The following is a 24,529-nucleotide window of genomic DNA, read 5'->3' as shown; positions in this document are numbered from 1 at the left end:
GTCCGTCATTCCGTTTTACCGTATTCCTGCTAAGCTTGTTGGTTGGACCAGGAGCGTAAGCATGATGAACAAAGATGAACAAACCGGATTAGTGGGGCTGGCGATTGGGGCCGCCGTTATTGGGCTAGTTTCAGCGCAGAAACCGATCCATCGCAACAGCATTGTTGATGAACTGGTCAGGCTCGGCAGGCAAAAAGGCGATGGCGTAGAAGATGAGGTTTTCGTTAAGGCTGCCGAGCTGGTGAGAAAAGGGGTATAGCCCATGGCTGAAAGACGAAACGCGAAGTGCCATTGCGGCGCGGTGGCGTTCACCGTTGAGCTCACTGATGGTCTGAATACCGCGCGGCGCTGCAGCTGTTCCTTTTGTCGTATGCGGGGCGCTGTCGTCGTCTCTGCGCCGCTGTCAGGCATTAAGGTGACCAAAGGTGAAGATAAGCTCACCGAGTACCGCTTTAACACGGGAACGGCACGGCATTTCTTCTGCTCGGTATGCGGGATCTACACGTTCCATCAGCGGCGTTCTAACCCAAACGAATATGGCGTTAATGTCGCCTGTTTTGAAAACGTATCACCTTTTGATTTTCCAGAGGTGAAGGTGATGGACGGCGTTAACCATCCCATGGATGGGGATAGTGGGGTATTTGGATATCTCTCTTTTCGCGAGAAAGGGGAAGAGCAGGCATGATTGCCGCCTGGCCACTCTTTTACTCCTCCGGCTATAGTTGGCAGTGGGTAACTGAAACAGGAGAAACTATGCTCTGTGTTGAAAAAGACGATCCGCGTGAGGCCCCTGAATCAGGTGATAAAAAGCCTCAACCTGTGAAAAAATAACGCGACATACGCGTTTACCCGCCACCGGCACCGCTGGTGGCTTTTTATTTCCAGGGACAATAGTTAACTGCCATCCAGATGGTTTAATAGCGCGCCGAGATGCCCGACGATATCACCAAAATCAAAAATTAACGCCATCCACAGCAATGCTAAAAGGGTAAGTAAGGCAAGGGATACACGACCAAACAACGCTGTTATCCTTAGTGAAGAAAGGGCTATCACCGCAGTTTAACCAGCTTACTTTCAACTTTCCCTCAACCAACCCCTTTCTTAAACTGTCTTATGTGACGAACTTCAAAAAACAAGCGAGCCCGCATGATTATGCGGGCTCTGACAATCAGAACTGGTAAACCAGGCCTAACGCTACAACATCATCGGTGCTGATGCCGTTGTCTTTGTAGAAGCTGTCATCTTCATCCAGCAGGTTGATTTTGTAATCAACGTAGGTGGACATGTTTTTGTTGAAGTAATAGGTGACCCCTACGTCAGCGTATTTAACCAGATCCTGGTCGCCCTGGCCGTTGCCCAGATCCTTACCTTTCGACTGCAGGTAGGAAAGGGACGGACGCAGGCCGAAGTCGAACTGGTACTGCGCGGTCACTTCGAAGTTCTGGGTTTTGTTCGCCACGGCGTCGGTGTTATCACCATAAGGGGTCATATTGCGGGTTTCAGAATACATTGCCGCCAGATAGATGTTATTGGCGTCATACTTCAGGCCCGCCGTCCAGGCATCCGCCTTGTCTCCACCCGCAGTGGTATTCATGACCTGCTCGTTGGTGCGGTCAGAAGAGGTATACGCGGCACCCGCAGTAATCCCCATGCCGAAGTCATAGGTAGTAGAGATACCAAAGCCGTCACCGTTCTCGTGACGCGTGTCGCGACCGTTGTTGGTGCCTTCCTGGTTGTTGCTGGCGTCTTCATTTTTGCCCTGGTACTGCAGCGCAAAGTTCAGGCCCTGCACCAGACCATAGAAGTCGGTGTTACGGTAGGTTGCCACGCCGTTTGCGCGGCCGGTCATGAAGTTGTCGGCTTTGGTGTAGGAGTCGCCACCGAACTCAGGCAGCATATCGGTCCAGCCTTCCACGTCGTACAGGACACCGTAGTTACGACCGTAATCGAAGGAGCCGTAGTCACCCACTTTTACACCGGCGAAGGCCAGACGCGTCCAGGACTGATTATCAGACCCTTCCGTGTTATTGGCCTGAATGTTGTATTCCCACTGCGCATAGCCGGTCATCGTGTTGTTGATCTGCGTTTCACCCTTGAAACCCAGACGCATATAGGTTTGATCGCCGTCAGCACCTTTGTTATCGGAAAAGTAGTGCAGACCATCTACTTTTCCGTACAGATCTAATTTGTTACCGTCTTTATTATAAATTTCTGCTGCTTGAGCAGAACCAGCTATTAACAGAGCCGGAATCATCAGAGCCAGTACTTTTCTTTGCATTGTGATATTCCTTTGCAGTTGTTTTTATTTAATTACCTGTTGAACTTTCAGAATGAGAAAGTTGTCTCATGCTAAATCACTCCCGTGTAAGAGTAATAAAATATAATTGTTACGAACTAAGTAAAATCTAAACCGAATAAATCGGTAGAAATGATCATTGGTTTGATGAATGATTTAAAAGTAACTATATTAAATTGAAATTATTAATCAGGCGTTAATTAAGGTAATCTGGCCGGCGTTATATGCCTGTAAGATGATTCATCCATAATTAACATGAATGCTATTAAGGAAACTAAATAGATATTCAATGATTATCTGGATTCGCCCGGTGTGAATACGCCGGGCTTTTTTTATGGAAAAAAATGCCCGGACAAGCCGGGCAGGGGAACTAGTCGCTGGTTGGTTTTTCGGCTTTACCCGCCATCTGCGCCAGGAAGTCATAGCGTTTTTGCAGGTCAGCAGCGGCATCTTTCCAGAGCTGCCCGGCCACTTCCGGCTGCTGGGCGTTAAGGCGACGGAAGCGCTGTTCCTGCATTAACGTCTCGGCCAGGGCATCCGACGGCGGACGCGAATCCAGCGCCAGCGGTAATTTACCCTCGTCTGCACGACGCGGGTCGAACCGGTACAGCGGCCAGAAGCCGGTCGCGGTCAGCTGACGCATCTGGTCGTGGCTGAGGGCCAGATCGTAGCCATGCTCTTCGCAAGGGCTGTAGGCAATGATCAGCGACGGGCCAGGATACGCTTCCGCTTCCTGAATCGCTTTCACCGTCTGGTTAAGCTGGGCACCCAGCGAGATTTGCGCGACGTAAACGTGACCGTACATCATCATGCTCACGCCGAGATCTTTGCGCGCCTTGCGTTTACCGTGTTCGCCAAATTTCGTTACCGCGCCTAACGGCGTCGCTTTCGACGCCTGGCCGCCGGTATTGGAATAACACTGCGTATCCAGAACCAGGATGTTGACGTTTTCGGTCAGGCTCAACACGTGATCCAGCCCGCCAAAGCCGATATCGTAAGCCCAGCCGTCACCGCCAATCAGCCAGATTGATTTTTCGACCAGAGCGTCAGCGTCGGTCAGCAGCTGTTCAGCCCCCGAAACGCCCTGCAGCGCGCGGCGCAGCTCAGCAACCTGCTCACGACGTTCTTCTGGCGTCGCGTCCGCATGAAGCGCGTCATTGAGCTGAGCGGGGATCTGCCCGGCAAACTGCTCCAGCAGGCGCATCACGCGCGCGCGGTGCTGGTCGACGGTCAGGCGGAAGCCCAGGCCGAATTCGGCGTTGTCCTCGAATAGCGAGTTTGCCCACGCCGGACCGCGCCCATTCGCGTCGGTGGTGTACGGCGTAGAAGGCAAATTGCCCCCGTAGATGGATGAACAGCCGGTTGCGTTGGCAATCAGCATCCGGTCACCGTACAGCTGGGTAAGCAGCTTGATATACGGCGTTTCACCGCAGCCGGAGCAGGCCCCGGAGTACTCAAACAGCGGCGTAATCAGCTGTGACGTACGAATATCAATACGTTCCAGTTTGCTGCGATCGATTTCCGGCAGATTCAGGAAGAAGTCATAGTTGACCTTCTCCTCTTCGACGTGCTCCAGACGCGACATCATATTGATGGCTTTGATCTCCGGATCCTGCCTGTCTTTCGCCGGACAGACCTCGACGCACAGGTTACAGCCGGTGCAATCTTCCGGCGCGACCTGCAGAACGTATTTCTGTCCGCGCATATCGCGAGATTTCACATCCAGCGAATGCAGGCTGGCAGGCGCGGCTTCCATCTCTTCCGGTGAAACCACTTTGGCACGAATGGCGGAGTGCGGGCAGGCCGCAACGCAGTGGTTGCACTGTGTACACAGCTCTTCTTTCCAGATGGGGATCGCTTCGGCAATGTTACGTTTTTCCCAGCGCGTGGTGCCCATCGGCCAGGTGCCATCCGGCGGTAGCGCGGAGACGGGCAGGGCATCGCCCAGGCCGGCCAGCATCGCCGCCGTCACGGTCTTAACGAAATCGGGCGCCGCATCGGACACCACCGGAGGGCGGTTCGGGCTTGCGGCATTCACCGGCTGCAGCGGTACCTCAAACAGCGATTCGCGCGCCAGCGCCAGCGCCTGCCAGTTTCGTTCGACCAGCTCCTGGCCCTTGCTGCTGTAGCTTTTGGCAATCGCACCCTGCAGCTCCACCAGCGCGCTGTCGCCTGGCAGAATATTGGTCAGATGGAAGAAGGCCATCTGCATAACGGTATTAATACGCGCAGCCAGGCCACATTCGCGGGCAATTTTTGCAGCGTTGACCACGTAGAAACGGGCTTTTTTCTGGTTCAGCACCGCCTGAACTTCCTGCGGCAGCCGCGCCCAGACTTCGTCCGCGCTGTACGGCGTATTGAGGAGGAAAATGCCGCCGGGCTTCAGGCGCTCGGCCATCTGGTATTTATCGATAAACTGCAGCTGGTGGCAGCCAACAAAATCGGCCTGAGAAATAAGATACGCGGAGCGGATGGGCTGCTCGCTCACGCGCAGGTGGGAAACGGTCAGGCCGCCTGCTTTTTTGGAGTCGTAGACGAAGTACCCCTGGGCGTACCACGGCGTGGAGTTGCCGATGATTTTGATGTTGTTTTTGGTCGCGGAGACGCTGCCGTCACTGCCCAGACCGTAGAACAGCGCCTCAAGTTTGGCGGTCGAGGGCAGGGTGTTTTCCGGCAACGACAGGGAAAGATTCGTCACATCATCATAAATGCCGACGGTAAAGCGCGGTTTGGGTTTCGCTTCGCTTAACTCGTTGAATACCGCCAGCACGCAGTCCGGCCCAAACTCCTTGGAGGACAAGCCATAGCGACCGCCAATCACGCGCGGCAGCGTTTCACGTTCGCCCTGATTAAAGGCTTCTGCCAGGGCGGTCATCACATCCAGATAGAGGGGTTCCGCCTGCGCGCCCGGCTCTTTGGTACGGTCGAGCACCGCCACAGCGCGCGCGCTTTCAGGCAGAGCCGAAAGCAGATGTTTGGCCGAGAACGGGCGATAGAGACGCACCTTAAGCACGCCAACTTTTTCACCGCGCGTCAGCAGCTCGTCAACCACCTCTTCACAGGTCCCAATGGCTGACCCCATCAGCACAATTACCCGTTCCGCCTGCGGATGGCCGTAGTACTCAAACGGTTTGTACTGCCGGCCGGTTGCGGCGGCAAAGTCATTCATTGCCTGTTCAACATGGTCGTAAACCGCGTTGTACCAGGGGTTCGTGGCCTCGCGGGACTGGAAATAGGTATCCGGGTTCGCCGATGTTCCGCGAATAACCGGGTGTTCAGGATTAAGAGCCCGGGCGCGATGCGCGTCGATTTCCGCCTGCGGCAGCAGATTCAGGATAGTGTCGTCGGCCAGCGGGACGATTTTGTTGATTTCGTGAGAGGTGCGGAAACCATCAAAGAAGTGAATAAACGGCACGCGGCTTTTGAGCGTGGCGATATGCGAAATTAAGGCAAAGTCCTGCGCTTCCTGAACGCTGCTGGCGCATAGCATCGCGCAGCCGGTCTGGCGCACGGCCATCACGTCAGAGTGGTCGCCAAAGATAGAGAGCGCGTGGGTGGCAACGGTACGCGCGGCAACGTGCAGAACGAAGGGGGTCAGCTGACCGGCGAGTTTGTAAAGCGTAGGGATCATTAACAGCAATCCCTGTGAGGAGGTAAACGACGTGGAAAGCGCGCCGGTCTGAAGCGCACCGTGTACCGTGGCAATCGCACCGGCTTCAGACTGCATCTCAACCACTCTCGGGACATCGCCCCAGACGTTTTTTAACCCGTTACCCGCCCAGGCATCCGCCTGCTCGGCCATGGTAGAACTTGGCGTAATCGGGTAGATGGCGATAACTTCACTGGTGCGAAACGCGACTGAGGCAACTGCACCATTACCGTCAATAGTTTGCATAGGACAACACCCTTACATTGCGCAAAAAAATAGGGGTCTGTATTACGGCAACAAACCCTGAATATTATCTGTGTATTCTAGCAAACGAGGGATTTTACGATTTTCGCTTTTGTGTCCTTGGTATTCCTGCCATCAATGAGTAGATCAAACTTTTGGCGAAAAATTGCGAGAAATTGTTTCCGGAGCGCATAAATACGCACTTCCACTCTCGACGACAAGGGATGTGATGCCTATTATGCATAGGTTTCGCATTATTCATGGGGGAGAGAGCATGCGCTCAGCATTTTGGGTAGGGTGTGCCGCGTTATTGTTGTCGGCATGTAGCAGTGAGCCAGTCCAGCAGGCAACGGCAGCCCACGTGGCGCCGGGAATGAAAGCGGCGATGTCCAGTTCAGGTCAGGCCAACTGCGCGATGATTGGCGGTTCGCTGTCTGTCGCCCGCCAGCTTGATGGTTCTGCTATTGGGATGTGCGCCTTGCCAAACGGCAAACGCTGTAGCGAACAGTCGCTTGCCGTTGGAAGCTGCGGTAACTACTGATTATTCTACACGCTTAAACATCAGCGTTTTATCGGCTGTCGCCAGGGTTAACTGGTCCTCAGTCAGGTCGACCTGCGCCCCTTGGCGCAGCATGTCGCCGATGGTCTGATCCAGCTCATTCAGCTGCGGCTCAGTACAGAGCTTGCGCGTCATGGCCAGCGTTTTAACCTTCAGCTCGCCTTCGGACAATTTCCCCTGTCCGTTGAAGCGGTTACACATCTGGCCAGAAACGCTGATGTTATTCACCAGGCTGATATCTGGCAGCGCGCCAAAGCTGAGCTCAGGTTGCGTTGTCGCGGTCTTCACGGCCTTACCGTTGACATTTTCCAGCACAAAGCGGTGGTTTTTAAGTTGCTCCGGCTGTACGGAGGCTTTGCCCGGATTAACGCAGCCGGAAAGGACAAGACTAATAACGCTTAACGCAATGAGCTTTTTCATTTTTCTTCTCAAACTATAAATACCGTGAATCTTTTTCCAGTGTAACGATACTCTGCCGTGCGTTAATGGGGTTTATCTGAAAGTGCTGGGAGGAGCGGGCAACGCAGCGGTTGCCCGGAATAACGTTAATGAGATTTAAATCCTGCCGCCGTCATCAGCATGCGGAAGAGCATACTGACAGCAGCCAGCGCCAGTACGCTGCCGCCCCAGATAATGGCCAGCCACAGCAATCTTTTCCATACCGGTTGTTGCATCAGTGATAACCCTCCCCATGCTGAACTTTGCCGCGAAACACGTAGTAGCTCCAGAAGGTGTAGACCAGAATAACGGGAATGATCAACAGCGCGCCCACCAGCATAAAGCCCTGGCTTTGCGTCGGGGCGGCGGCCTGCCACAGGGTGATCGACGGTGGAATAATATGCGGCCAGATGCTGATCCCAAGCCCGCTAAAGCCGAGGAATATCAGTCCCAGCGTCAGAATAAACGGACGGCTATGGCTGGCGGGATTATTCAGGCAGCGCCACTGGTACAGGCTAAAAATCACCACCAGAGCAGGGACCGGCAGCAGATAAAACAGATTCGGTAGCGTAAACCAGCGCGCAGCGATGGCCGGTTGCGCCAGCGGCGTCCAGAGGCTGATCGCCGCAATAAATGCCAGCAGCACGATTAACAGCGTTTTCGACACCTCACGCATCCGCTCCTGCAGCGCGTTTTCACTTTTCATCACCAGCCAGGTAGAGCCTAACAGCGCATAAGCCACCACCAGCCCCGCGCCGCAAAACAGGTTAAACGCGGTAAACCAGTCAAAGGGGCCGCCGGTATAGGCCCGGCCGGTGACGGTAAAGCCGTTAATGACGGCGCCTACCGTCACGCCCTGGGTGAACGTTGCCAGAATTGAACCGCCAATAAACGCCTTATCCCAGAAGGGGCGGTGGGCCGGCGTGGCTTTAAAGCGAAACTCAAATGCCACTCCGCGGAAAATAAGTCCGATCAGCATTAATGTTAGCGGAATGGTCAGGGCATCAACGATCACCGCATAGGCCAGCGGGAATGCGCCGAACAGGGCGGCACCGCCAAGCACCAGCCAGGTTTCATTTCCGTCCCAGACCGGCGCGACGCTGTTGACCATCACGTCGCGATCGTCGGCGTTCTGCGTGGCCGGGAACAGAATGCCAATCCCCAGATCAAAACCGTCCATCACGATATACATCAGCGTGGCGAAGACGATGATCACAAACCAGATAATGGAAAGGTCGATACCCATTATGGCTGCTCCTTATGTTCAGTTGTGACGGCAGAAAGCGGGCGCGCCGGACGTCCGTCGGACTCGGTGGCGAAAGTTTCATGCGGCTGCGGGCCTTTTCGGATGAGGCGCACCATATAGCTGTAGCCCACGCCGAATACCGAGGTATAGACGACGAAGAAGGCCAGCAGGCTTACGCTCATATGCAGGTCACCGTGGGCAGAAACCGCATCCTTCGTTCGCTGGAGTCCGTAGACCACCCACGGCTGGCGGCCCACTTCGGTGGTGATCCACCCGGCCAGGATGGCAATCAGCCCGGTTGGCCCCATCAGCAGCGCAAACCACAGGAAGGGGCGAGATGAATACACGCGTTTTTTGTAGCGCAGCCAGAGAGCCATCACCCCGAGCAGCAGCATCAGCATGCCCAGGCCCGCCATGATGCGGAATGACCAGAACACGATGGTGGAATTCGGACGGTCTTCCTTCGGGAACTCCTTGAGAGCCGGAACCTGTTTATCAAGACTGTGCGTCAGGATAAGACTCCCCAGCGCTGGGATCTCCAGCCCAAAGCGGGTGCGCTCCTGCTCCATATCCGGCCAGCCAAACAGCAGCAGCGGGGTAGGCTCACCCGGCGGATTTTCCCAGTGGCCTTCAATGGCGGCAATCTTGGCGGGCTGGTGCTTTAAGGTGTTCAACCCGTGCATATCGCCAACCATGGCCTGGATGGGGGCGACAATCAGCGTCATCCACAGCGCCATCGAAAACATCGCCCGGATGGCAGGGGTATTATTCCCGCGCAGCAGATGCCATGCCGCGGATGCGCCCACAAACAGGGCGCTGCTCAGGAATGCGGCTATCGACATATGCAGCAGGCGGTAAGGGAAGGAGGGGTTAAACACCACGGCGAACCAGTCCACCGGCACGACCTGACCGTTGACGATCTCATAGCCCTGCGGGGTCTGCATCCAGCTGTTCGACGAGAGGATCCAGAAGGTAGAAATAATAGTGCCCAACGCCACCATGCAGGTGGAGAAGAAGTGCAGACCCGGCCCGACTTTGTTCCAGCCGAACAGCATCACGCCGAGGAACCCGGCTTCGAGGAAGAAGGCGGTCAGCACTTCATAGGTCAGCAGCGGGCCGGTAATGCTGCCCGCAAACTGTGAAAATCCACTCCAGTTAGTGCCGAACTGGTAGGCCATCACCAGCCCGGAGACCACGCCCATACCAAAGTTGACGGCAAAAATCTTCGACCAGAAATGGTACAGCGAGCGCCAGACCGGATTTTTGGTTTTCAGCCACAGCCCTTCGAGTACGGCAAGATAGCTTGCCAGGCCGATGGTGATCGCCGGGAAAATAATGTGAAAGGATACGGTAAAGGCAAACTGTATCCGTGCAAGGTGAAAAGCATCTAAACCAAACATGCACAGCCTCAATGTCAAACGGTGTGCTGTTATGGTATAGGGGCAAAGTTCGGACTATCAGACGCAGAAAAGTGATTTTTAACCATAACAGTTGGCTTAAAGCTCATGCTTTAGGCATCTGATATACCTCGCGTGAGGAATAAAAACCGTCTTTTTATGAATTTTACGCATAAAACTGCTTGCCTTGTCGTCTGCGCCGTGCGTTAATGGTCCTCTGGTTTTGAGTCCAAATAAATATCTGACGTAGTTTTATAAAGCAGTTCTCATCACGTTGTGCCTCTCCGCAGCCTCTCTTGGGTCTTTATCTACTTTCCGATTCGTTTTGTTTAAAACCATTATTGCCCAATCGGCCCATTAGTAATTTACGTTTTTACGTTCACAGGAGAATCCTATGACTTCTTATATTCATTTCCGCTGCCCATGCTGTCATGGCTCGCAGTACCGTACCTCAGTCTTTGATATGTCTGAGAAAAACCCACTCGGCGCGAAATGCATCTTTTGCAAATCGTCGATGATCACGCTCGATCACCTGGCCGCCGCGCGTCAGGCGCAAAGCCACGTTACCGAGTACCGTAAGTAATTCGTTTCACGAACTATAACAGTTAGCTAAATCTTCTCTTTTTCTCCTGCTGATATACACTGTCGGTCACAAGGAGAATTTGATGAAAAAATACCAGCGTCTGGCGCAACAAATTATCTCGCAGATTGAGCTTGGCGTATGGCTGCCGGGCGATAAGCTGCCTTCGCTGCGAGAGCAGGTGGCGAGCAGCGGCATGAGTTTTATGACCGTTGGCCACGCGTATCAGATGCTGGAAAGTCAGGGGCGCATTGTCGCCAGACCGCAGTCGGGCTATTACGTTGCCTCGCGCCCGACCGCACATCAGCCTGCTCCACCTGCCCAGGTGATGCGTGATGAAGTAGTGGATATCAACACCTACATCTTCGACGTCTTACAGGCCAGCCGCGACCCGTCCGTTGTTCCTTTTGCCTCCGCGTTTCCCGATCCCCGACTTTTCCCGCTGCAGCAGCTCAACCGCTCGCTGGCGAACGTCAGCAAAACCGCGACGGCGATGAGCGTGATTGAGAACCTGCCGCCGGGTAACGTCGATCTCCGCCACGCCATTGCCCGTCGCTACGCGCAGCAGGGGATGAACATCTCCCCGGAAGAGATTGTGATCACCGCAGGCGCGCTTGAAGCGCTCAATCTCAGCCTGCAGGCGGTAACCGAGCCGGGCGACTGGGTGATAGTCGAAAACCCGTGTTTCTACGGCGCGCTGCAGGCGCTGGAACGCCTGAAGCTCAAAGCGTTGTCGATTGCGACGGATGTCCGCGAGGGGATTGATCTGAATGCCCTTGAACAGGCGCTGAAGGAGTACCCGGTTAAAGCCTGCTGGATCATGACCAACAGTCAAAACCCGCTTGGCTTCACGCTGAGCGCGGAGAAAAAAGCGCAGCTTGTCGCGCTGTTAACGCAGCACAACGTCCCCCTGATTGAAGACGATGTCTACAGCGAGCTCTATTTTGGCCGCGAAAAACCGCTCCCGGCGAAAGCATGGGATCGCCAGGACATGACGCTGCACTGCTCGTCCTTTTCAAAATGCCTGGTGGCCGGTTTTCGCATCGGCTGGGTTGCGGCAGGAAAACACGCGAGACGCATTCAGCAGCTGCAGCTGATGAGCACGCTCTCAACCAGCTCACCCGTGCAGCTGGCGCTGGTGGATTATCTGGCGACGAAACGCTACGACGCCCATCTGCGCCGCCTGCGGCGTACCCTCGCCGAGCGAAAACAGCAGGCCTGGCAGTCTCTTTTACGCCATATGCCTGCCGGCGTCAAAATTCACCATAACGACAGCGGCTACTTTTTATGGCTGGAGCTTCCGGCGCAGCTGGATGCGGGTCTGCTGAGCGAAAAAGCCTTAACGCATCACATCAGCATTGCGCCCGGAAAGATGTTTTCCACCTCCGACGCATGGACACCGTTCTTCCGGTTTAATACCTCCTGGGCCTGGGGAGAGCGAGAAGAGCAGGCGGTCATTCAGTTAGGAAAATTAATTAGCACGATGCTGGAATAAACTTTTCTCCGTTATTTAAATAATCAATTCTTATCCTGATGACGGTGCTGCGAATATTTCTCGGTGCCCTGTCATAGGAAATCTGCATACCGTCTCTCGCGGCTAACTCCTTGTCTATAATCCAGTTAACGGGGAATGCGCCCTCGGTCACACCTTGATGAAATTTCCTGAAGCCGTACGGTGCGGCGCATTTGCGCGGTCTACGTTTAATAAGGGAGATATTTTTACGGCACGGCTGCCGCTAAATTTCATTGCGACAGGAGTAACTCTTATGAGCAAACATTTTGCCCGCAGCAGCCTGTGCGCGCTCGGCATGACTATCATGACAGCGCAAGCCGCAGAACCACCAAAGGCCATCGGCGACGGGGAAGGTCGGCTGGATATTATCGCCTGGCCGGGATACATCGAACGCGGACAGACGGATAAAAATTATGACTGGGTCACCCAGTTTGAAAAAGAGACCGGGTGTGCGGTCAACGTCAAAACGGCGGCCACGTCGGATGAAATGGTCAGCCTGATGGCGAAAGGGGGCTATGACCTGGTCACCGCCTCGGGTGACGCCTCCCTGCGCCTGATCATGGGTAAACGCGTTCAGCCCATTAACCCCGACCTCATCCCCAACTGGAAAACGCTCGACGCGCGGATTGTAAAAGGGGAATGGTTTAACGTCGGCGGGAAAGTCTACGGCACGCCGTATCAGTGGGGGCCAAACCTGCTGATGTACAACACCAAAACCTTCCCGACGCCGCCGGACAGCTGGAGCGTGGTCTTTACCAAACAGGATCTGCCGGACGGTAAAAGCAATCAGGGACGCGTGCAGGCGTATGACGGCCCGATTTATATCGCCGATGCCGCGCTGTTCGTCAAAGCCACTCAGCCGCAGCTGGGTATCAAAGACCCGTACCAGCTCACCGAAAAACAGTATGCCGCCGTGCTCAAGGTGCTTCGCGACCAGCACGCGCTGATCCACCGCTACTGGCACGACACCACCGTTCAGATGAGCGACTTTAAAAATGAAGGCGTTGTGGCCTCCAGCGCCTGGCCGTATCAGGCGAATGCGCTGAAGGCTGAGAACCAGCCCGTTGCCACCGTCTTCCCGAAAGAGGGGGTGACCGGCTGGGCGGATACCACCATGCTGCACGCGCAGGCAAAACACCCGATGTGCGCCTACAAGTGGATGAACTGGTCGCTGACGCCGAAAGTGCAGGGCGATCTGGCGGCCTGGTTTGGCTCCCTGCCCGTGGTTGCAGAAGGGTGTAAGGCCAGCACGCTGTTGGGTGAGAAAGGCTGCGAAACAAACGGTTATAACGAGTTCGACAAAATCATGTTCTGGAAAACCCCCATCGCCGAAGGCGGCAAATTTGTCCCTTACAGCCGCTGGACGCAGGATTACATCGCCATCATGGGCGGTCGTTAATTGCCCGGGAGCAGAACATGACGTACGCGGTAGAGTTTAACAACGTTTCCCGTCTGTACGGCGACGTACGGGCGGTGGATGGGGTCACCATTGCTATTCGTGACGGAGAGTTTTTCTCCATGCTGGGGCCTTCGGGCTCCGGCAAAACCACCTGCCTGCGTCTGATCGCGGGTTTTGAGCAGCTGTCAGGCGGCACGATTTCTATCTTCGGCAAAGAGGCGAGCGAACTGCCTCCCTGGGAGCGGGATGTGAACACCGTCTTTCAGGACTACGCGCTGTTCCCGCATATGTCGATTCTCGACAATGTTGCCTACGGGCTGATGGTCAAAGGCATCGACAAGAAAAAACGCCATGCGCAGGCCCGTGATGCCCTGGAAAAAGTGGGCCTGAGCTTTGCCGTTGCCCGCAAACCCTCGCAACTTTCCGGCGGCCAGCGACAGCGTGTCGCCATCGCCCGGGCGCTGGTCAATGAGCCGCGCGTCCTGCTGCTGGATGAGCCCTTAGGTGCGCTCGATCTCAAACTGCGTGAACAGATGCAGTTCGAGCTGAAGAAGCTTCAGCAGGAACTCGGCATCACCTTTATTTTTGTCACCCACGATCAGGGCGAGGCCCTTTCCATGTCAGACCGGGTGGCGGTGTTCAATAACGGGCGCATCGAGCAGGTGGATACCCCGCGCGATCTCTACATGCGTCCGCGCACGCCGTTTGTCGCCGGTTTTGTCGGCACGTCTAACGTCTTTGATGCGGGCCTTGCGCAGAAAATTTGCGGTATGGAAGGCAGCTATTCCCTGCGCCCGGAACATATTCGCCTTAATGAGGGCGGAGACGTTCAGGTTCAGGGCATCGTGCAGGCCGTTCAGTATCAGGGAGCGGCCACGCGTCTGGAGCTGAAGCTCGCCGATGGCGCCAAGCTGCTGGTGAGCCAGGCCAATCTCAGTGAAACCTCGCCGCTGAGCGGCATTGCGCCGGGGCAGGCGGTGATGGCGTCGTGGTCACGCGAGGCGATGATTCGCCTGCACGAGGAGAGGTGAAATGGCTATGAGTGTCGCGCATCCTCCCGCCTCGCATGGGCGCTTAAGCCGCATGACGGCGCTGTTCTGGCGTAAACCGTCGCTCGGCCTGTTCCTGCTTCTGCTCGCGCCGCTCATGTGGTTTGGCATCGTCTATTTAGGATCGCTTCTGACCCTGCTGTGGCAAGGTTTTTACACCTTTGACGATTTCACCATGGCCGTCACGCCGGATCTGACCCTGGCGAACATTCAGGCGCTTTTCAACCCGGCAAACTACGACATCATCCTGCGCACGTTAACCATGGCGATTGCGGTGACGATAGCCAGCGCCATCCTGGCATTCCCGATGGCCTGGTACATGGCGCGATACACCCGCGGCAAGTGGAAAGCGTTTTTCTATATCGCCGTGATGCTGCCAATGTGGGCGAGCTACATCGTCAAAGCCTACGCCTGGACGCTGCTGCTGGCGAAGGACGGGGTGGCGCAGTGGTTTCTCAACCACATGGGGCTGGAGCCGATCCTGACCTCACTCCTTACGCTCCCGGCGATTGGCGGCAACACCTTGTCCACCTCCGGGCTGGGACGGTTTCTGGTCTTCGTCTACATCTGGCTGCCGTTTATGATCCTGCCCGTCCAGGCGGCGCTGGAACGCCTGCCTGCCTCGCTATTGCAGGCCTCAGCCGACCTCGGCGCGCGCCCTCGTCAGACCTTTCGCTACGTCGTTCTGCCGCTGGCGATCCCGGGTATTGCCGCGGGCTCAATATTCACCTTTTCCCTGACGCTGGGGGATTTCATCGTTCCACAGCTGGTGGGGCCGCCGGGTTACTTCATCGGTAACATGGTCTACTCGCAGCAGGGTGCCATTGGCAATATGCCCATGGCCGCCGCGTTCACGCTGGTGCCCATCGTGCTGATTTCACTCTATCTGGCGTTCGTGAAACGTCTGGGAGCATTCGATGCACTCTGAACGCGCACCGCTGTTCCTGAAAGTGGCAGCCTGGGGAGGCGTCATCTTCCTGCACTTCCCGCTGCTGATTATCGCGACCTATGCCTTTAATACCGAAGACGCGGCCTTCAGCTTTCCGCCGCAGGGGCTGACGCTGAAGTGGTTCAGCGTGGCGGCGGGGCGCGGCGATATTATTGAATCCGTGACGTTGTCACTTCAGATTGCCGCGCTCTCCACCGCGATTGCCCTTGTGCTTGGCACGCTTGCTGCAGCGGCGCTGTGGCGAAGCGAGTTTTTTGGCAAGAATGCGATCTCGCTGTTGCTGCTGTTGCCGATTGCGTTACCGGGGATCATCACCGGTCTGGCGCTGCTGACGGCATTCAAAACGATTGACCTTGAGCCGGGTTTTTTCACCATCGTGGTGGGACACGCCACCTTTTGCGTGGTGGTGGTGTTTAACAACGTGATTGCCCGGTTCAGACGCACCTCCTGGAGCCTGGTGGAAGCGTCGATGGATCTCGGGGCCGACGGATGGCAAACCTTCCGCTATGTGGTGCTGCCCAATCTGGGTTCCGCGCTGCTGGCCGGGGGAATGCTGGCGTTTGCCCTGTCGTTTGACGAGATAATCGTCACAACGTTTACGGCGGGACACGAGCGCACGTTACCGCTGTGGTTGCTCAATCAGCTCGGTCGTCCGCGCGACGTGCCGGTCACCAACGTTGTAGCACTGCTGGTGATGCTGGTGACAACTATCCCCATTCTGGGAGCCTGGTGGCTAACCCGCGACGGCGAGAACATCGCCGGCAGCGGGAAATAACAGTGAATTCAACAGGAAAATGCTATGCAAACACAACTGCTGATAGAGGGAAAACTGGTAACCGGAGAGGGAGAAAAACAGCCGGTCTATAACCCGGCCACTGGAGAACTCCTGCTGGAGATTGCCGAGGCGTCAGCGGCTCAGGTCGACGCGGCGGTTCAGGCAGCCGACCGTGCTTTTGCGGAGTGGGGGCAAACCACGCCGAAGACGCGCGCCGAGTGCCTGCTGAAGCTGGCGGATGCGATTGAAGCGCATGGGGAGGACTTTGCCCGGCTCGAATCCCTCAACTGCGGCAAGCCGCTGCACTGTGCTCTGGGAGATGAAATTCCGGCGGTGGTCGACGTTTTCCGTTTCTTCGCCGGGGCCGCCCGCTGTCTGAACGGGCTGGCCGCCGGGGAGTACCTTGACGGCCACACGTCGATGATCCGCCGCGATCCGGTGGGCGTGGTTGCCTCTATTGCCCCCTGGAACTATCCGCTGATGATGGCGGCCTGGAAGCTAGCCCCCGCGCTGGCGGCAGGAAACTGCGTGGTGATTAAGCCCTCAGAGATCACGCCCCTGACCGCGCTGAAGCTGGGAGAGCTGGCAAAAGATATCTTCCCGGCAGGCGTTCTGAACGTCCTGTTTGGCCGGGGGAAAACGGTCGGTGACCCGCTTACCGGGCATGAAAAGGTCCGTATGGTCTCGCTGACCGGTTCGATTGCTACCGGGGAACATATCATCGGCCATACCGCGTCATCCATTAAACGCACCCACATGGAGCTGGGCGGTAAAGCGCCGGTTATCGTCTTTGATGATGCTGACCTGGATGCGGTTGTCGAAGGGGTGCGGACGTTTGGTTTCTACAATGCCGGACAGGACTGTACGGCGGCGTGCCGGATTTATGCCCAGAAGGGTATTTATGCCGCGCTGGTGGAAAAGCTGGGCGCAGCGGTCGCCAGCCTTAAAATGGGGGCGCCGGAGGATGCCTCGACCGAACTGGGACCGCTCAGCTCGGCGGCCCATCTTTCACGCGTCTGTCAGGCCGTCGATGAGGCGAAAGCGCTCGGTCATATCCGCGTTGTCACCGGCGGGAGCAAAAAAGAGGGGGCGGGCTACTACTTCCAGCCAACCCTGCTGGCGGGGGCAAAGCAGGACGACGCCATCGTTCAGCGCGAGGTGTTTGGCCCGGTGGTGAGCGTCACCGAGTTTGATGACGAGGCGCAGGTGCTGGCCTGGGCGAACGATTCGCAGTATGGCCTGGCGTCATCGGTCTGGACCAAAGACGTGGGCCGCGCCCATCGCCTGAGCGCGCGCCTGCAGTACGGCTGCACCTGGGTGAATACCCATTTTTTGCTGGTGAGCGAAATGCCGCACGGGGGCATGAAATTATCCGGCTACGGCAAAGATATGTCGGTCTACGGGCTTGAGGATTATACGGTTGTGCGGCATGTCATGATCAAACACTAAGTCCGCCATGCCTGGCCGCATGCGCGGCCAGGCGTTTCCCGCACCCGCCATGAGTGTTACGCAAGATACTCAATTGTTATTATCCGTAATCTTTAAGTGGTTATTCTGTAACGAAAAAACTTGATCTGTATCAACATATGACGCATATTGCGTGCGGTTATTTTTTCGGCTCTGGTATACAGAATGACGTTGTATCAAAAGATGTTGGTTTTTTACGCAATTATGGCTTCCATCTGCGCATTAATTACCTGGTTCCTCTCTAAAGACCGCAAACGTATCCGCCTGCTCAGCGCTTTTCTGGTGGGGTCAACCTGGCCAATGAGCTTTCCCGTTGCGCTGCTGGTCTCGCTTTTCTGAAGCACGCTTCCATTTTTAAAAGATGAATATGGCATTCCCGATACGGTAACTGTATAAATACACAGTGCATCGTAAAAGGAGTGCTTATGAACAGTTTTTACTCGCAGCAGGCCGGTTGTACCGTGCGCTGGCATGACCTGCCCGGCACCGGCGATCCCGTGGTGTTCATTCACGGGCTGGGCTGCGCCTCTTCCTATGAATATCCCCGTGTCGTTCATGACCCGCTGTTTGGCGCGCGCAGAGCGATTCTCATCGACTTGCCCGGCAGCGGCTACAGCGACAAGCCTGAACGCTACAGCTATAAAACCACCGACCAGGCCCACGTTGTGGCGGAGCTGATTGACCACCTTAAGCTGGATGCCTTCTGGTTATACGGCCACAGTATGGGCGGCAGCATTGCTATCGAAACGGCGGGGCTGCTGGCGTCGCGCGTGAAGGGGCTGATGGTGTCAGAGCCCAATTTTCATGCGGGTGGGGGGATGTTTAGCCGGTCTATTGCAGCGCAAACCGAGCAGCAGTTTCTGACGCAGGGCTATGACGCCATGCTCAGCGCAGAAAAAACGGCGTGGGCAGGGTGTCTGCAGAGCAATGCGCCGTATGCCGTCTGGCGGGGCGCATCGAGCCTGGTGGCGGGCGTTGAGCCCGAATGGGAAGCGCAGTTCCTGTCACTTCCTTGCCCGGTAACGTTGATTTTCGGCGAGCTGTCTCTGCCGGATGACGATGTGGACAATCTGAAGCAAAAGGGCGTTGAGGTAAAAATTATCCCAGCGGCGGGGCATTCGATGTCGTGGGAAAACCCGTCTGCGCTGGCACAGACGTTAGCCGGGTGTATGACGATGTGATTATTGTGCAATTTATCATCGTTGCGAAATGTAGGCCGGGTAAGCGCAGCGCCACCCGGCAACAAAGGCGGCTACTTTATCAAAGCCCGTAGTGCCTGACGTGCGTCAGGCTGAACATCATGCGGATGCTGGTAATCAATGTTCTCTATCGCGCGGCTATAGAGTGCGACCAGCCAGTCGTAAACGTACGCGGTGGCCGCATGCACAGGCTGTTCCCCCAGGCGCGTCAATCGAGGCTCCGCGCTGCTGACCACCGGCGTAACGAAGATTGCCTGCCCCTTGCGGATGCGGCTTGCCGGACGTGTTGCCACGGGCGTCTGGTCGTAACCCAGCCAGCCAATGAAATTGCCCATCACGGCATGCAGTTGCGCAGCGCTGCTTTTATCCGCTTCGACGATACGCTGAAGCTGTTGAGGCAGATTAAGCCGGTAGCTGGTGACCACCAGCACATCCGCGATTTGCTGTAATACCGAAGGCTCCAGCCCGAGGCGCGCGGCCGTGGCCTCATTGCGGCTCCACTGACGCAGATGATTTATCCAGACTCTGTGCGCCAGGCGCGCTTTGTCTTTTGTCTGGAACAGGCCGGTGCTTTCCTGGGTATTCTCGGCAAACAGGTCAATAGTGTCCGTAAACAGCCCGTTCACCTGCTCCTCGCGCGGCTGCTGAACGGCGAGCAGCGTTTCAAAGGCTTTCAGCGGCGGCAGCAGGCCTTCAAGCAGTTCGCCGTGGCGGGCGGCGCTGCTTTGCAGCGTGCGCACCATATTTTCGGCCTGAGCGCGTCTTGTCCCCGGCTCTTCAACCAGCGGTGCCAGATAGCTCTGCATCAGCGATGAGAGCTCCTGTCGCAGCAAGCCTTTCAGCGTGCCGAGACGCTTCTGTCGCTGCGCGGGCAGCGTGGCCTGAGACAGCCATTCGATGACGCGCTGCATGCTGTGGCTGTCCAGCGCCTGCAGCGTGCCCCAGCGTAAACCCGGCTTTCCGAGCAGATGCTGTACGGCTTCATCGAGATTCTGCCGGGTGGTAAAGCGGGCGTCGTGTGGCGTAATCGCCCATACCAGCCCCGGCAGGGCAGATTCTTCAGCAGGCTGCGTCTCCTTGACCCAGTTCATCAGCACTTTTGCTTTTTTGGCCGTCTGCTCGTGCTGCGCCGTCGCATTGCAAATCACCAGCACATCCGGCTGAAGCTGTTGACGGTAATGCTCGAGCAGCCACTGGGACTTCGCCTGGCGTAGCGGGTCGGCACGGTTATCTTCAAAAACAGGAATATCAATAATATCGACGTTATCCAGCGCGCCGTTCTCAACCGGCAGCACCAGCTCGCGGGTCAGGAAGGCCAGCACGTCGACGGGGATGCTGATGGCGTTAAGCATTTCACCGCTATTTAGCGGATGAAGCAGCGTCTCCTGCGCGTCCTGAAGATCTAACGTGCCGTCGTGCGTCAGGAACCCTTCACCCGGCAGGCCAAAGCTGTCCACCAGCAGGCTAAGCGGGGCAGCAAGCTCGCCGGCATGGCTGGTCTGGTGCAGCACATGGGCCAGTTTTAACCACTGCTGGGTCAACTCCTGCTGCTCGCCCCACAGCAGCGACCAGACGCTGGCCCGCGTGCTGAGATCGAGAGAAGGCACCAGCCGGGCGAACTCATGCCACAGGGCATCATCGATTTGCTGCTTAGCGGCGGGTACGGTGCTTTGCCAGAAGCGGGCAATCGTACCCACTTCCTGAGCCGTTATGCCGGGCACGCCCTGCGGCTGGCGCAGCCCGCGCCATTTCTCCAGACGTGTCTCAATGACCGCCTTATCCACCGCGCGCATCTGCGGATGCAGCGTCGTGCGGGCAATAAACAGCTGTACCAGCTCGGCCTCGGTGACCAGGCTCAGACGCAGCGGGAACGCCTCATCCGCCACCTCCGGGCTTTCCGGCGTGAAGCGGACGGCCATGTTGGTCAGGGCATGTCCCGGATTGATATGCGAAAAATAGTCAAAGGTGCGCTGGCCCGGCGTCACGTTCAGGCGTCCATTACCGCTGCCGCACAGGGATAACAGCAGATGGGCTTTCGCGCTCTGCGAATGACCGTAAAGCCCAATGCTGCTCTGGCGGGTCATGGCGCGTTCAATGGCCTGCTCCCGCGCCTGCGCCGCGTTGATGCGAGCAAGCAGGGCGTCAGCATCGTTATCCAGCACAGGGGCGTTCAGGCGCGTCTCATTAATCCACCCGATTAAGGCCTGAGTGGTGGTCGTCGTCGCTGTCATTTCAGGTATACGCTCCCGCTGTCGATCCAGTAGTGGCTACCGCTGTGTCGGCGATCGGCCAAGGTATTCAGTTTGAAGGTTAATGCGTCAGGGGCAACCGGCGTGCCGTCCTGCAGCCAGGCATCGCTCAGCTCGAAGGCCTCAGGACCTTCCTGCTTGCTGCCGCCGCAGAGCTTCAGCCGCACGTTCAGCACGCCGTCACCGGCAATGGCTTTCGCCAGTTCAGCCGAGTTGATGCTGAGCGTGTAGAGCGGCGTGGCGGGCCAGCGCGCGTTCGCCAGCTGGCGGAAGCCGAGGGTAACGTTACCGCGCAGCGGGAAGTGCAGACGCGCGTCGAGCTTCGCGCCCGGCTTATCGAGGTCGATATCCTGATACCAGACGTTTTCCTCGCGCAGGGTATTAACGGTGTTATCCAGCACGCCGAGATACCGCACGGTTGAATACGCGCCAATGTCCGCGGCTTTAAAGTTGAAGCGCGGCAGACGCAGGTCGAGCGCCAGGCTGCAGAGCATGGCCCCCACCGCGGCCGTTGATTTCGGGTTGCCAATGCGCCCCTGCTGGCTGAACGGATACCACTCGTGCACCTGGTATTTATCCAGCCAGACGATACGGTTGACCGGCACCGGCTGCAGATGACGAATCAGCGCCTGAACGCCAGGCAGGCAGCCGGGGCGTCCGGTGATCAGCAGAATATCGCAGCTGTAATGGGATATCGCCTCGCACACCGCGTGGAGCGGCGAGGCCAGCGTAAACTGCCCGGCCAGCATCGCATCCTGCATTTCGCGGAAGTTCACGTGCAGCGGCACCGCGAACAGGTCAAACGCGTCTGAACCCGCAGGCAGGGCATGGTCGATCGCCTGCTGCAGATAATTCATTACGTTGCGGGTCGGTTTCTGCGCCAGGAGATCGCCAAAGGTGGCATGCAGACCGGCCAGCGGATCGTCAACGTCGCTCGATTCCCACGCGGCAAGAATGGCATGGCCAATCGGCATAAAAAGCTGAAGCGCCGTTTGCTGGCGGAGTACGGCCTGGGTGTCAATACGCCCGGAGTCGCCGAAGAGTGACGCCATCAGCAGCGAGGCGTCCGCGATACCGGATTTCTGCAGCTGCGTTTGCAGGGCAGGCAACACGTAGCGCTGAATCACGTCCAGAAGCGTATCGTCGCCCGCGACCTTAAAGCCTTCACGGAACAGCAGCTGCGGGGTGATTTTGACGTTATTGCCGGAACCGTCATCCAGCTGATAATGGGTGATCGCCATATCCGTTGTGCCGCCGCCGATGTCGATGGAGGCAACGCGCAGCGCGCGGCCCGGCTGGTTACCCGGCTCAGGCTCACGGTCCGGGCGGGCCAGGGAGGCGAAGAAGGCTTCGGTCTGACCGACAAAGCGGGAGATCGCTTCGTTATACAGCCAGACCAGCTGACCGCAGCTGGCTTCATCCCACTCCATCTGGATTTCAGGAACCGGCACCACGCTTTTATCCTGCTGTTTGCGGGTGACAAAATCCTCATCCTGCGGGTGCCAGCCCATCGCTTTCCAGACGATGGCGATGGCTTCAAACATGCGGCGACGGAAAATCTCGCGCTCCTGCTTTGGCATGGCCGAGGGCAGGGTCAGGATCAGGGTGCGTAGCTGGCGCGGTGACGCGGGGAAGCCCAGACGCAGGCGCGTGGCGACGCTGTTGATCTGCCCCAGCGCCTGCGCCAGCAGCTCGCACAGCATGTGCGTCATCAGCGTACTGCGGCTGTACTGCGGCGAGAAGACCGGCAGCCGCTCGTCCTGCGGCAGCGTGAAGAGCGGTTCGCCGTCATCGTTCATCAGGTTCATCAGCGGAAACGCGGTGGCAAGCGGCTCACGCTGGGTTTTGCTGTTCATCTGGCTAAAGCGCCAGTCCTGCACGACTGGCGTTTCATCCCACAGGTAGCGACGCGGGCTGGAGATGCCGCTGTTGCCTTCGGTCCCAAGACGCTGCATCGCCAGCTTGCGGGCTTCATCGCCCACGCGAACAATCGACGGCCAGACAAAGGCATCTTCGCGACCGCTTTCAACCGAGAAGTGCTGTTTGCCAAAGCGCGCTTCCGAAAACTCGAGACGGCTGGTAAACAGCGGCGCATTCAGGAACTGCGGCTCGCTTAATGAGCGTACCTGCAGCTCGGCGGTCTGGCGCAGGCCATCGTTCGCATCGCCGTGGTCTTCGATAATGACGCCGCAGGTGTGGGTATTGCCCACGTCGAGGATCAGGTCGACCGGAATGGCAGGCGTGCTGAGCGTATGGGTAACAAATTTCACTTCCGGCACGGTAAGCTGTTCACCGAGCATGGTCAGCAGGTTAAGCCAGTGGGCCTGATATTCAAACCCGCGCATCGCCTGCTGGAGATCGCGTTCTGAGCGGTTTTCAACGCCGTCGGCATACTGGGTAAAGGCCTCGCGCAGCCAGCCGTCAATCCAGGTCTGGTCGAGGAAACTTTCAACTTCGTTGTCTCGCCAGGCCAGCGCGAATCGGGTCCCGTTCAGAATATCGTTTTCAACCGGGGACAGGGCGGACGTGGCGTGTTCTGCAATCTGGCTGTCAAGGGCGAGCGTGACGCGGTGCGTATTGCCTGCCGTATCGGGTGTATCCAGCCTGCGCACCTGAACGCGGGCCCAGTTATCCGGCCCCTCAACAAAGGTTCGCGGCGGGTTGAAGCGCAGGAACGGAACCGGAAGCCAGACGCCGTCCAGCACCGCCAGGGACTGATGCAGCGGGATGGTGGTTTCCGGTTTAACCACTTCAGGCTGACCACCGTTCGTTCCCGGCACGGTATAGCGCCCGTTAACCAGGTCGAAATCGAGCCGCAGCAGCGGGCCGTTCGCGGTTTTACGTACGAAGCGCCCGTTGCTGGCGGTGTCCTGCGGCGTCAGACCGAAATCAAGGAACTGCACGCCGCTGTTGGCAATAAGCGTGACGCTTTGTTTATAGTCGCAAAGATTAACCAGCATAGGATCAGGCACCTGCTTTCTTGAACGTCAGGGGAACGACGGTATTGGCATCATAACGGGCGCGACATTCTGCGATATCGCTGGCGCCTGCTTTACAGGCAACCTCCGGCATCGGGTAGCGGGAGCCGTCGGTGCAGCGGGCAGTACCGCGACTTTTAATCATCAGCTCGCCGTTGCTGTGCAGGCCGGAGAAGACCTCTGCGCGGCAGACAACGTTGTCGCCATGGACAACCCGGGCGAAGCCCTTATTGTTCTGGATCTGATAGCGCATTGACGGCGGCTTGCCGGTGACTGGATCTTTCACGTCCAGAACCGCACGCCAGGTGCCGTTCAGGAAACGCGTCGATCCCGCTTTCACCTGATTCGCTTCCATCACCATGGCATCTTTCGGGATGGCGACAATCACCACCGGGGCAGGCTGTGGCGCAGGCGCCAGAGCAGGCTCTTTTTCTTTGCTTGCCAGGACCTCTGCCTGATGCAGCGGTAATTTCATGGCCAGCGGCTCAACCGCTTTGATCGGCTTTGGCGCAATCTCTACGGGCTGGGGGGCGGGCACCGGGG

Annotated in this window: 23 protein-coding genes; 13 read left to right on the top strand and 10 right to left on the bottom strand. The window is 57.1% G+C overall.

Features of this window, described 5'->3' with window-relative positions; all coding sequences use genetic code 11:
* Positions 1-61 precede the first annotated feature (61 nt).
* From IM317_RS06570 to IM317_RS23915, 3 genes are all read left to right on the top strand, one after another.
* Positions 62-259 carry a hypothetical protein gene (locus IM317_RS06570; protein ID WP_023616678.1) on the top strand — a complete coding sequence of 66 codons (198 nt, stop codon included), beginning with the start codon at positions 62-64 and terminating at the stop codon, positions 257-259.
* Positions 260-262: 3 nt separating this feature from the next.
* Complete coding sequence (locus IM317_RS06565; protein WP_033145698.1) at positions 263-685, top strand: GFA family protein; 423 nt, start codon at positions 263-265, stop codon at positions 683-685.
* A 68-nt stretch (positions 686-753) separates the two neighbouring features.
* Positions 754-831 (top strand): hypothetical protein, encoded by a 78-nt coding sequence (locus IM317_RS23915; RefSeq protein WP_223239581.1) that lies wholly within the window; start codon positions 754-756, stop codon positions 829-831.
* 63 nt (positions 832-894) lie between these two features.
* Here IM317_RS23915 and IM317_RS24115 read toward each other — a convergent pair whose 3' ends face one another.
* The 3 genes from IM317_RS24115 to nifJ form a co-directional block, all read right to left on the bottom strand.
* Positions 895-1,020: a hypothetical protein gene (locus IM317_RS24115; protein ID WP_255519867.1), complete on the bottom strand. Its 126-nt coding sequence runs from the start codon at positions 1,018-1,020 to the stop codon at positions 895-897.
* Between the two features lie 148 nt (positions 1,021-1,168).
* Positions 1,169-2,278, bottom strand: coding sequence for a porin OmpC (gene ompC, locus IM317_RS06555; RefSeq protein WP_033145697.1), 1,110 nt, complete (start codon positions 2,276-2,278; stop codon positions 1,169-1,171).
* 388 nt (positions 2,279-2,666) lie between these two features.
* Positions 2,667-6,191, bottom strand: a complete 3,525-nt coding sequence (nifJ, locus tag IM317_RS06550) for a pyruvate:ferredoxin (flavodoxin) oxidoreductase (RefSeq protein WP_033145696.1) — start codon at positions 6,189-6,191, stop codon at positions 2,667-2,669.
* A 271-nt stretch (positions 6,192-6,462) separates the two neighbouring features.
* On the opposite strand from nifJ, the gene IM317_RS06545 reads away from it, so the two are divergent.
* Complete coding sequence (locus IM317_RS06545; RefSeq protein WP_023312003.1) at positions 6,463-6,729, top strand: DUF333 domain-containing protein; 267 nt, start codon at positions 6,463-6,465, stop codon at positions 6,727-6,729.
* Here IM317_RS06545 and hslJ read toward each other — a convergent pair whose 3' ends face one another.
* The 4 genes from hslJ to IM317_RS06525 form a co-directional block, all read right to left on the bottom strand.
* Complete coding sequence (gene hslJ, locus IM317_RS06540; RefSeq protein ID WP_033145695.1) at positions 6,730-7,167, bottom strand: heat shock protein HslJ; 438 nt, start codon at positions 7,165-7,167, stop codon at positions 6,730-6,732.
* Positions 7,168-7,292: 125 nt separating this feature from the next.
* A complete protein-coding gene (locus IM317_RS06535) occupies positions 7,293-7,421 on the bottom strand; it encodes a DUF2474 domain-containing protein (RefSeq protein ID WP_008501283.1) in 129 nt (42 codons plus the stop codon).
* Positions 7,421-8,431 carry a cytochrome d ubiquinol oxidase subunit II gene (cydB, locus tag IM317_RS06530; protein WP_033145694.1) on the bottom strand — a complete coding sequence of 337 codons (1,011 nt, stop codon included), beginning with the start codon at positions 8,429-8,431 and terminating at the stop codon, positions 7,421-7,423. The genes IM317_RS06535 and cydB overlap by 1 nt, the downstream gene beginning before the upstream one ends.
* Positions 8,431-9,831, bottom strand: coding sequence for a cytochrome ubiquinol oxidase subunit I (locus tag IM317_RS06525; RefSeq protein ID WP_033145693.1), 1,401 nt, complete (start codon positions 9,829-9,831; stop codon positions 8,431-8,433). The genes cydB and IM317_RS06525 overlap by 1 nt, the downstream gene beginning before the upstream one ends.
* A gap of 391 nt (positions 9,832-10,222) precedes the next feature.
* Here IM317_RS06525 and IM317_RS06520 point away from each other — a divergent pair, with 391 nt between their 5' ends.
* From IM317_RS06520 to IM317_RS06480, 9 genes are all read left to right on the top strand, one after another.
* A complete protein-coding gene (locus tag IM317_RS06520; protein ID WP_023335881.1) occupies positions 10,223-10,411 on the top strand; it encodes a hypothetical protein in 189 nt (62 codons plus the stop codon).
* An 82-nt stretch (positions 10,412-10,493) separates the two neighbouring features.
* Positions 10,494-11,903 (top strand): PLP-dependent aminotransferase family protein, encoded by a 1,410-nt coding sequence (locus IM317_RS06515; RefSeq protein WP_033145692.1) that lies wholly within the window; start codon positions 10,494-10,496, stop codon positions 11,901-11,903.
* A 271-nt stretch (positions 11,904-12,174) separates the two neighbouring features.
* Positions 12,175-13,320 carry a putative ABC transporter substrate-binding protein YdcS gene (gene ydcS / locus IM317_RS06510; RefSeq protein WP_033145691.1) on the top strand — a complete coding sequence of 382 codons (1,146 nt, stop codon included), beginning with the start codon at positions 12,175-12,177 and terminating at the stop codon, positions 13,318-13,320.
* Positions 13,321-13,337: 17 nt separating this feature from the next.
* Positions 13,338-14,351, top strand: a complete 1,014-nt coding sequence (locus IM317_RS06505; RefSeq protein ID WP_033145690.1) for an ABC transporter ATP-binding protein — start codon at positions 13,338-13,340, stop codon at positions 14,349-14,351.
* 1 nt (position 14,352) lies between these two features.
* Positions 14,353-15,297 carry an ABC transporter permease gene (locus tag IM317_RS06500; RefSeq protein WP_033145689.1) on the top strand — a complete coding sequence of 315 codons (945 nt, stop codon included), beginning with the start codon at positions 14,353-14,355 and terminating at the stop codon, positions 15,295-15,297.
* The gene (locus IM317_RS06495; protein WP_029741505.1) at positions 15,287-16,093 is read left to right on the top strand and encodes an ABC transporter permease; all 807 of its coding nucleotides are present in this window, start codon (positions 15,287-15,289) and stop codon (positions 16,091-16,093) included. The genes IM317_RS06500 and IM317_RS06495 overlap by 11 nt, the downstream gene beginning before the upstream one ends.
* Before the next feature lie 24 nt (positions 16,094-16,117).
* Positions 16,118-17,542 carry an aminobutyraldehyde dehydrogenase gene (gene patD, locus IM317_RS06490; RefSeq protein ID WP_033145688.1) on the top strand — a complete coding sequence of 475 codons (1,425 nt, stop codon included), beginning with the start codon at positions 16,118-16,120 and terminating at the stop codon, positions 17,540-17,542.
* A 183-nt stretch (positions 17,543-17,725) separates the two neighbouring features.
* Positions 17,726-17,899 carry a GhoT/OrtT family toxin gene (locus IM317_RS06485; protein ID WP_013096478.1) on the top strand — a complete coding sequence of 58 codons (174 nt, stop codon included), beginning with the start codon at positions 17,726-17,728 and terminating at the stop codon, positions 17,897-17,899.
* Positions 17,900-17,985: 86 nt separating this feature from the next.
* Positions 17,986-18,741, top strand: coding sequence for an alpha/beta fold hydrolase (locus IM317_RS06480; protein WP_033145687.1), 756 nt, complete (start codon positions 17,986-17,988; stop codon positions 18,739-18,741).
* Positions 18,742-18,812: 71 nt separating this feature from the next.
* On the opposite strand, the gene IM317_RS06475 is transcribed toward IM317_RS06480, so the two are convergent.
* The 3 genes from IM317_RS06475 to IM317_RS06465 all read right to left on the bottom strand — a co-directional run.
* Positions 18,813-20,990 carry a virulence factor SrfC family protein gene (locus IM317_RS06475; RefSeq protein WP_033145686.1) on the bottom strand — a complete coding sequence of 726 codons (2,178 nt, stop codon included), beginning with the start codon at positions 20,988-20,990 and terminating at the stop codon, positions 18,813-18,815.
* Positions 20,987-23,968 carry a virulence factor SrfB gene (locus IM317_RS06470; RefSeq protein WP_033145685.1) on the bottom strand — a complete coding sequence of 994 codons (2,982 nt, stop codon included), beginning with the start codon at positions 23,966-23,968 and terminating at the stop codon, positions 20,987-20,989. Before IM317_RS06470 ends, IM317_RS06475 begins: the two co-directional genes overlap by 4 nt.
* Positions 23,969-23,972: 4 nt before the next feature.
* Positions 23,973-24,529 (bottom strand): SrfA family protein (locus IM317_RS06465; protein ID WP_227010864.1); only part of this gene is annotated, 557 nt, incomplete at its 5' end.

Source organism: Enterobacter cloacae complex sp. S3, from assembly GCF_014930495.1.
Taxonomy (GTDB): Bacteria; Pseudomonadota; Gammaproteobacteria; order Enterobacterales; family Enterobacteriaceae; genus Enterobacter; species Enterobacter asburiae_B.
The sequence above is the reverse complement of the archived record's forward strand: the minus strand, read 5'-3'. Positions and strand labels throughout refer to the sequence as shown.

Bases quoted from the DNA above. Each gene is read 5' to 3' on its own strand.
- IM317_RS06515 (WP_033145692.1), top strand. From the start codon at position 10,494: ATGAAAAAATACCAGCGTCTGGCGCAACAAATTATCTCGCAGATTGAG.
- IM317_RS06495 (WP_029741505.1), top strand. From the start codon at position 15,287: ATGCACTCTGAACGCGCACCGCTGTTCCTGAAAGTGGCAGCCTGGGGA.
- IM317_RS06545 (WP_023312003.1), top strand. From the start codon at position 6,463: ATGCGCTCAGCATTTTGGGTAGGGTGTGCCGCGTTATTGTTGTCGGCA.
- IM317_RS06570 (WP_023616678.1), top strand. From the start codon at position 62: ATGATGAACAAAGATGAACAAACCGGATTAGTGGGGCTGGCGATTGGG.
- patD (WP_033145688.1), top strand. From the start codon at position 16,118: ATGCAAACACAACTGCTGATAGAGGGAAAACTGGTAACCGGAGAGGGA.
- IM317_RS23915 (WP_223239581.1), top strand. From the start codon at position 754: ATGCTCTGTGTTGAAAAAGACGATCCGCGTGAGGCCCCTGAATCAGGT.
- ompC (WP_033145697.1), bottom strand. From the start codon at position 2,278: ATGCAAAGAAAAGTACTGGCTCTGATGATTCCGGCTCTGTTAATAGCT.
- nifJ (WP_033145696.1), bottom strand. From the start codon at position 6,191: ATGCAAACTATTGACGGTAATGGTGCAGTTGCCTCAGTCGCGTTTCGC.
- IM317_RS06565 (WP_033145698.1), top strand. From the start codon at position 263: ATGGCTGAAAGACGAAACGCGAAGTGCCATTGCGGCGCGGTGGCGTTC.
- IM317_RS06525 (WP_033145693.1), bottom strand. From the start codon at position 9,831: ATGTTTGGTTTAGATGCTTTTCACCTTGCACGGATACAGTTTGCCTTT.
- ydcS (WP_033145691.1), top strand. From the start codon at position 12,175: ATGAGCAAACATTTTGCCCGCAGCAGCCTGTGCGCGCTCGGCATGACT.
- IM317_RS06475 (WP_033145686.1), bottom strand. From the start codon at position 20,990: ATGACAGCGACGACGACCACCACTCAGGCCTTAATCGGGTGGATTAAT.
- cydB (WP_033145694.1), bottom strand. From the start codon at position 8,431: ATGGGTATCGACCTTTCCATTATCTGGTTTGTGATCATCGTCTTCGCC.
- IM317_RS06535 (WP_008501283.1), bottom strand. From the start codon at position 7,421: ATGCAACAACCGGTATGGAAAAGATTGCTGTGGCTGGCCATTATCTGG.
- IM317_RS06500 (WP_033145689.1), top strand. From the start codon at position 14,353: ATGGCTATGAGTGTCGCGCATCCTCCCGCCTCGCATGGGCGCTTAAGC.
- IM317_RS06470 (WP_033145685.1), bottom strand. From the start codon at position 23,968: ATGCTGGTTAATCTTTGCGACTATAAACAAAGCGTCACGCTTATTGCC.
- IM317_RS06485 (WP_013096478.1), top strand. From the start codon at position 17,726: ATGACGTTGTATCAAAAGATGTTGGTTTTTTACGCAATTATGGCTTCC.
- IM317_RS06480 (WP_033145687.1), top strand. From the start codon at position 17,986: ATGAACAGTTTTTACTCGCAGCAGGCCGGTTGTACCGTGCGCTGGCAT.
- IM317_RS06505 (WP_033145690.1), top strand. From the start codon at position 13,338: ATGACGTACGCGGTAGAGTTTAACAACGTTTCCCGTCTGTACGGCGAC.
- hslJ (WP_033145695.1), bottom strand. From the start codon at position 7,167: ATGAAAAAGCTCATTGCGTTAAGCGTTATTAGTCTTGTCCTTTCCGGC.
- IM317_RS06520 (WP_023335881.1), top strand. From the start codon at position 10,223: ATGACTTCTTATATTCATTTCCGCTGCCCATGCTGTCATGGCTCGCAG.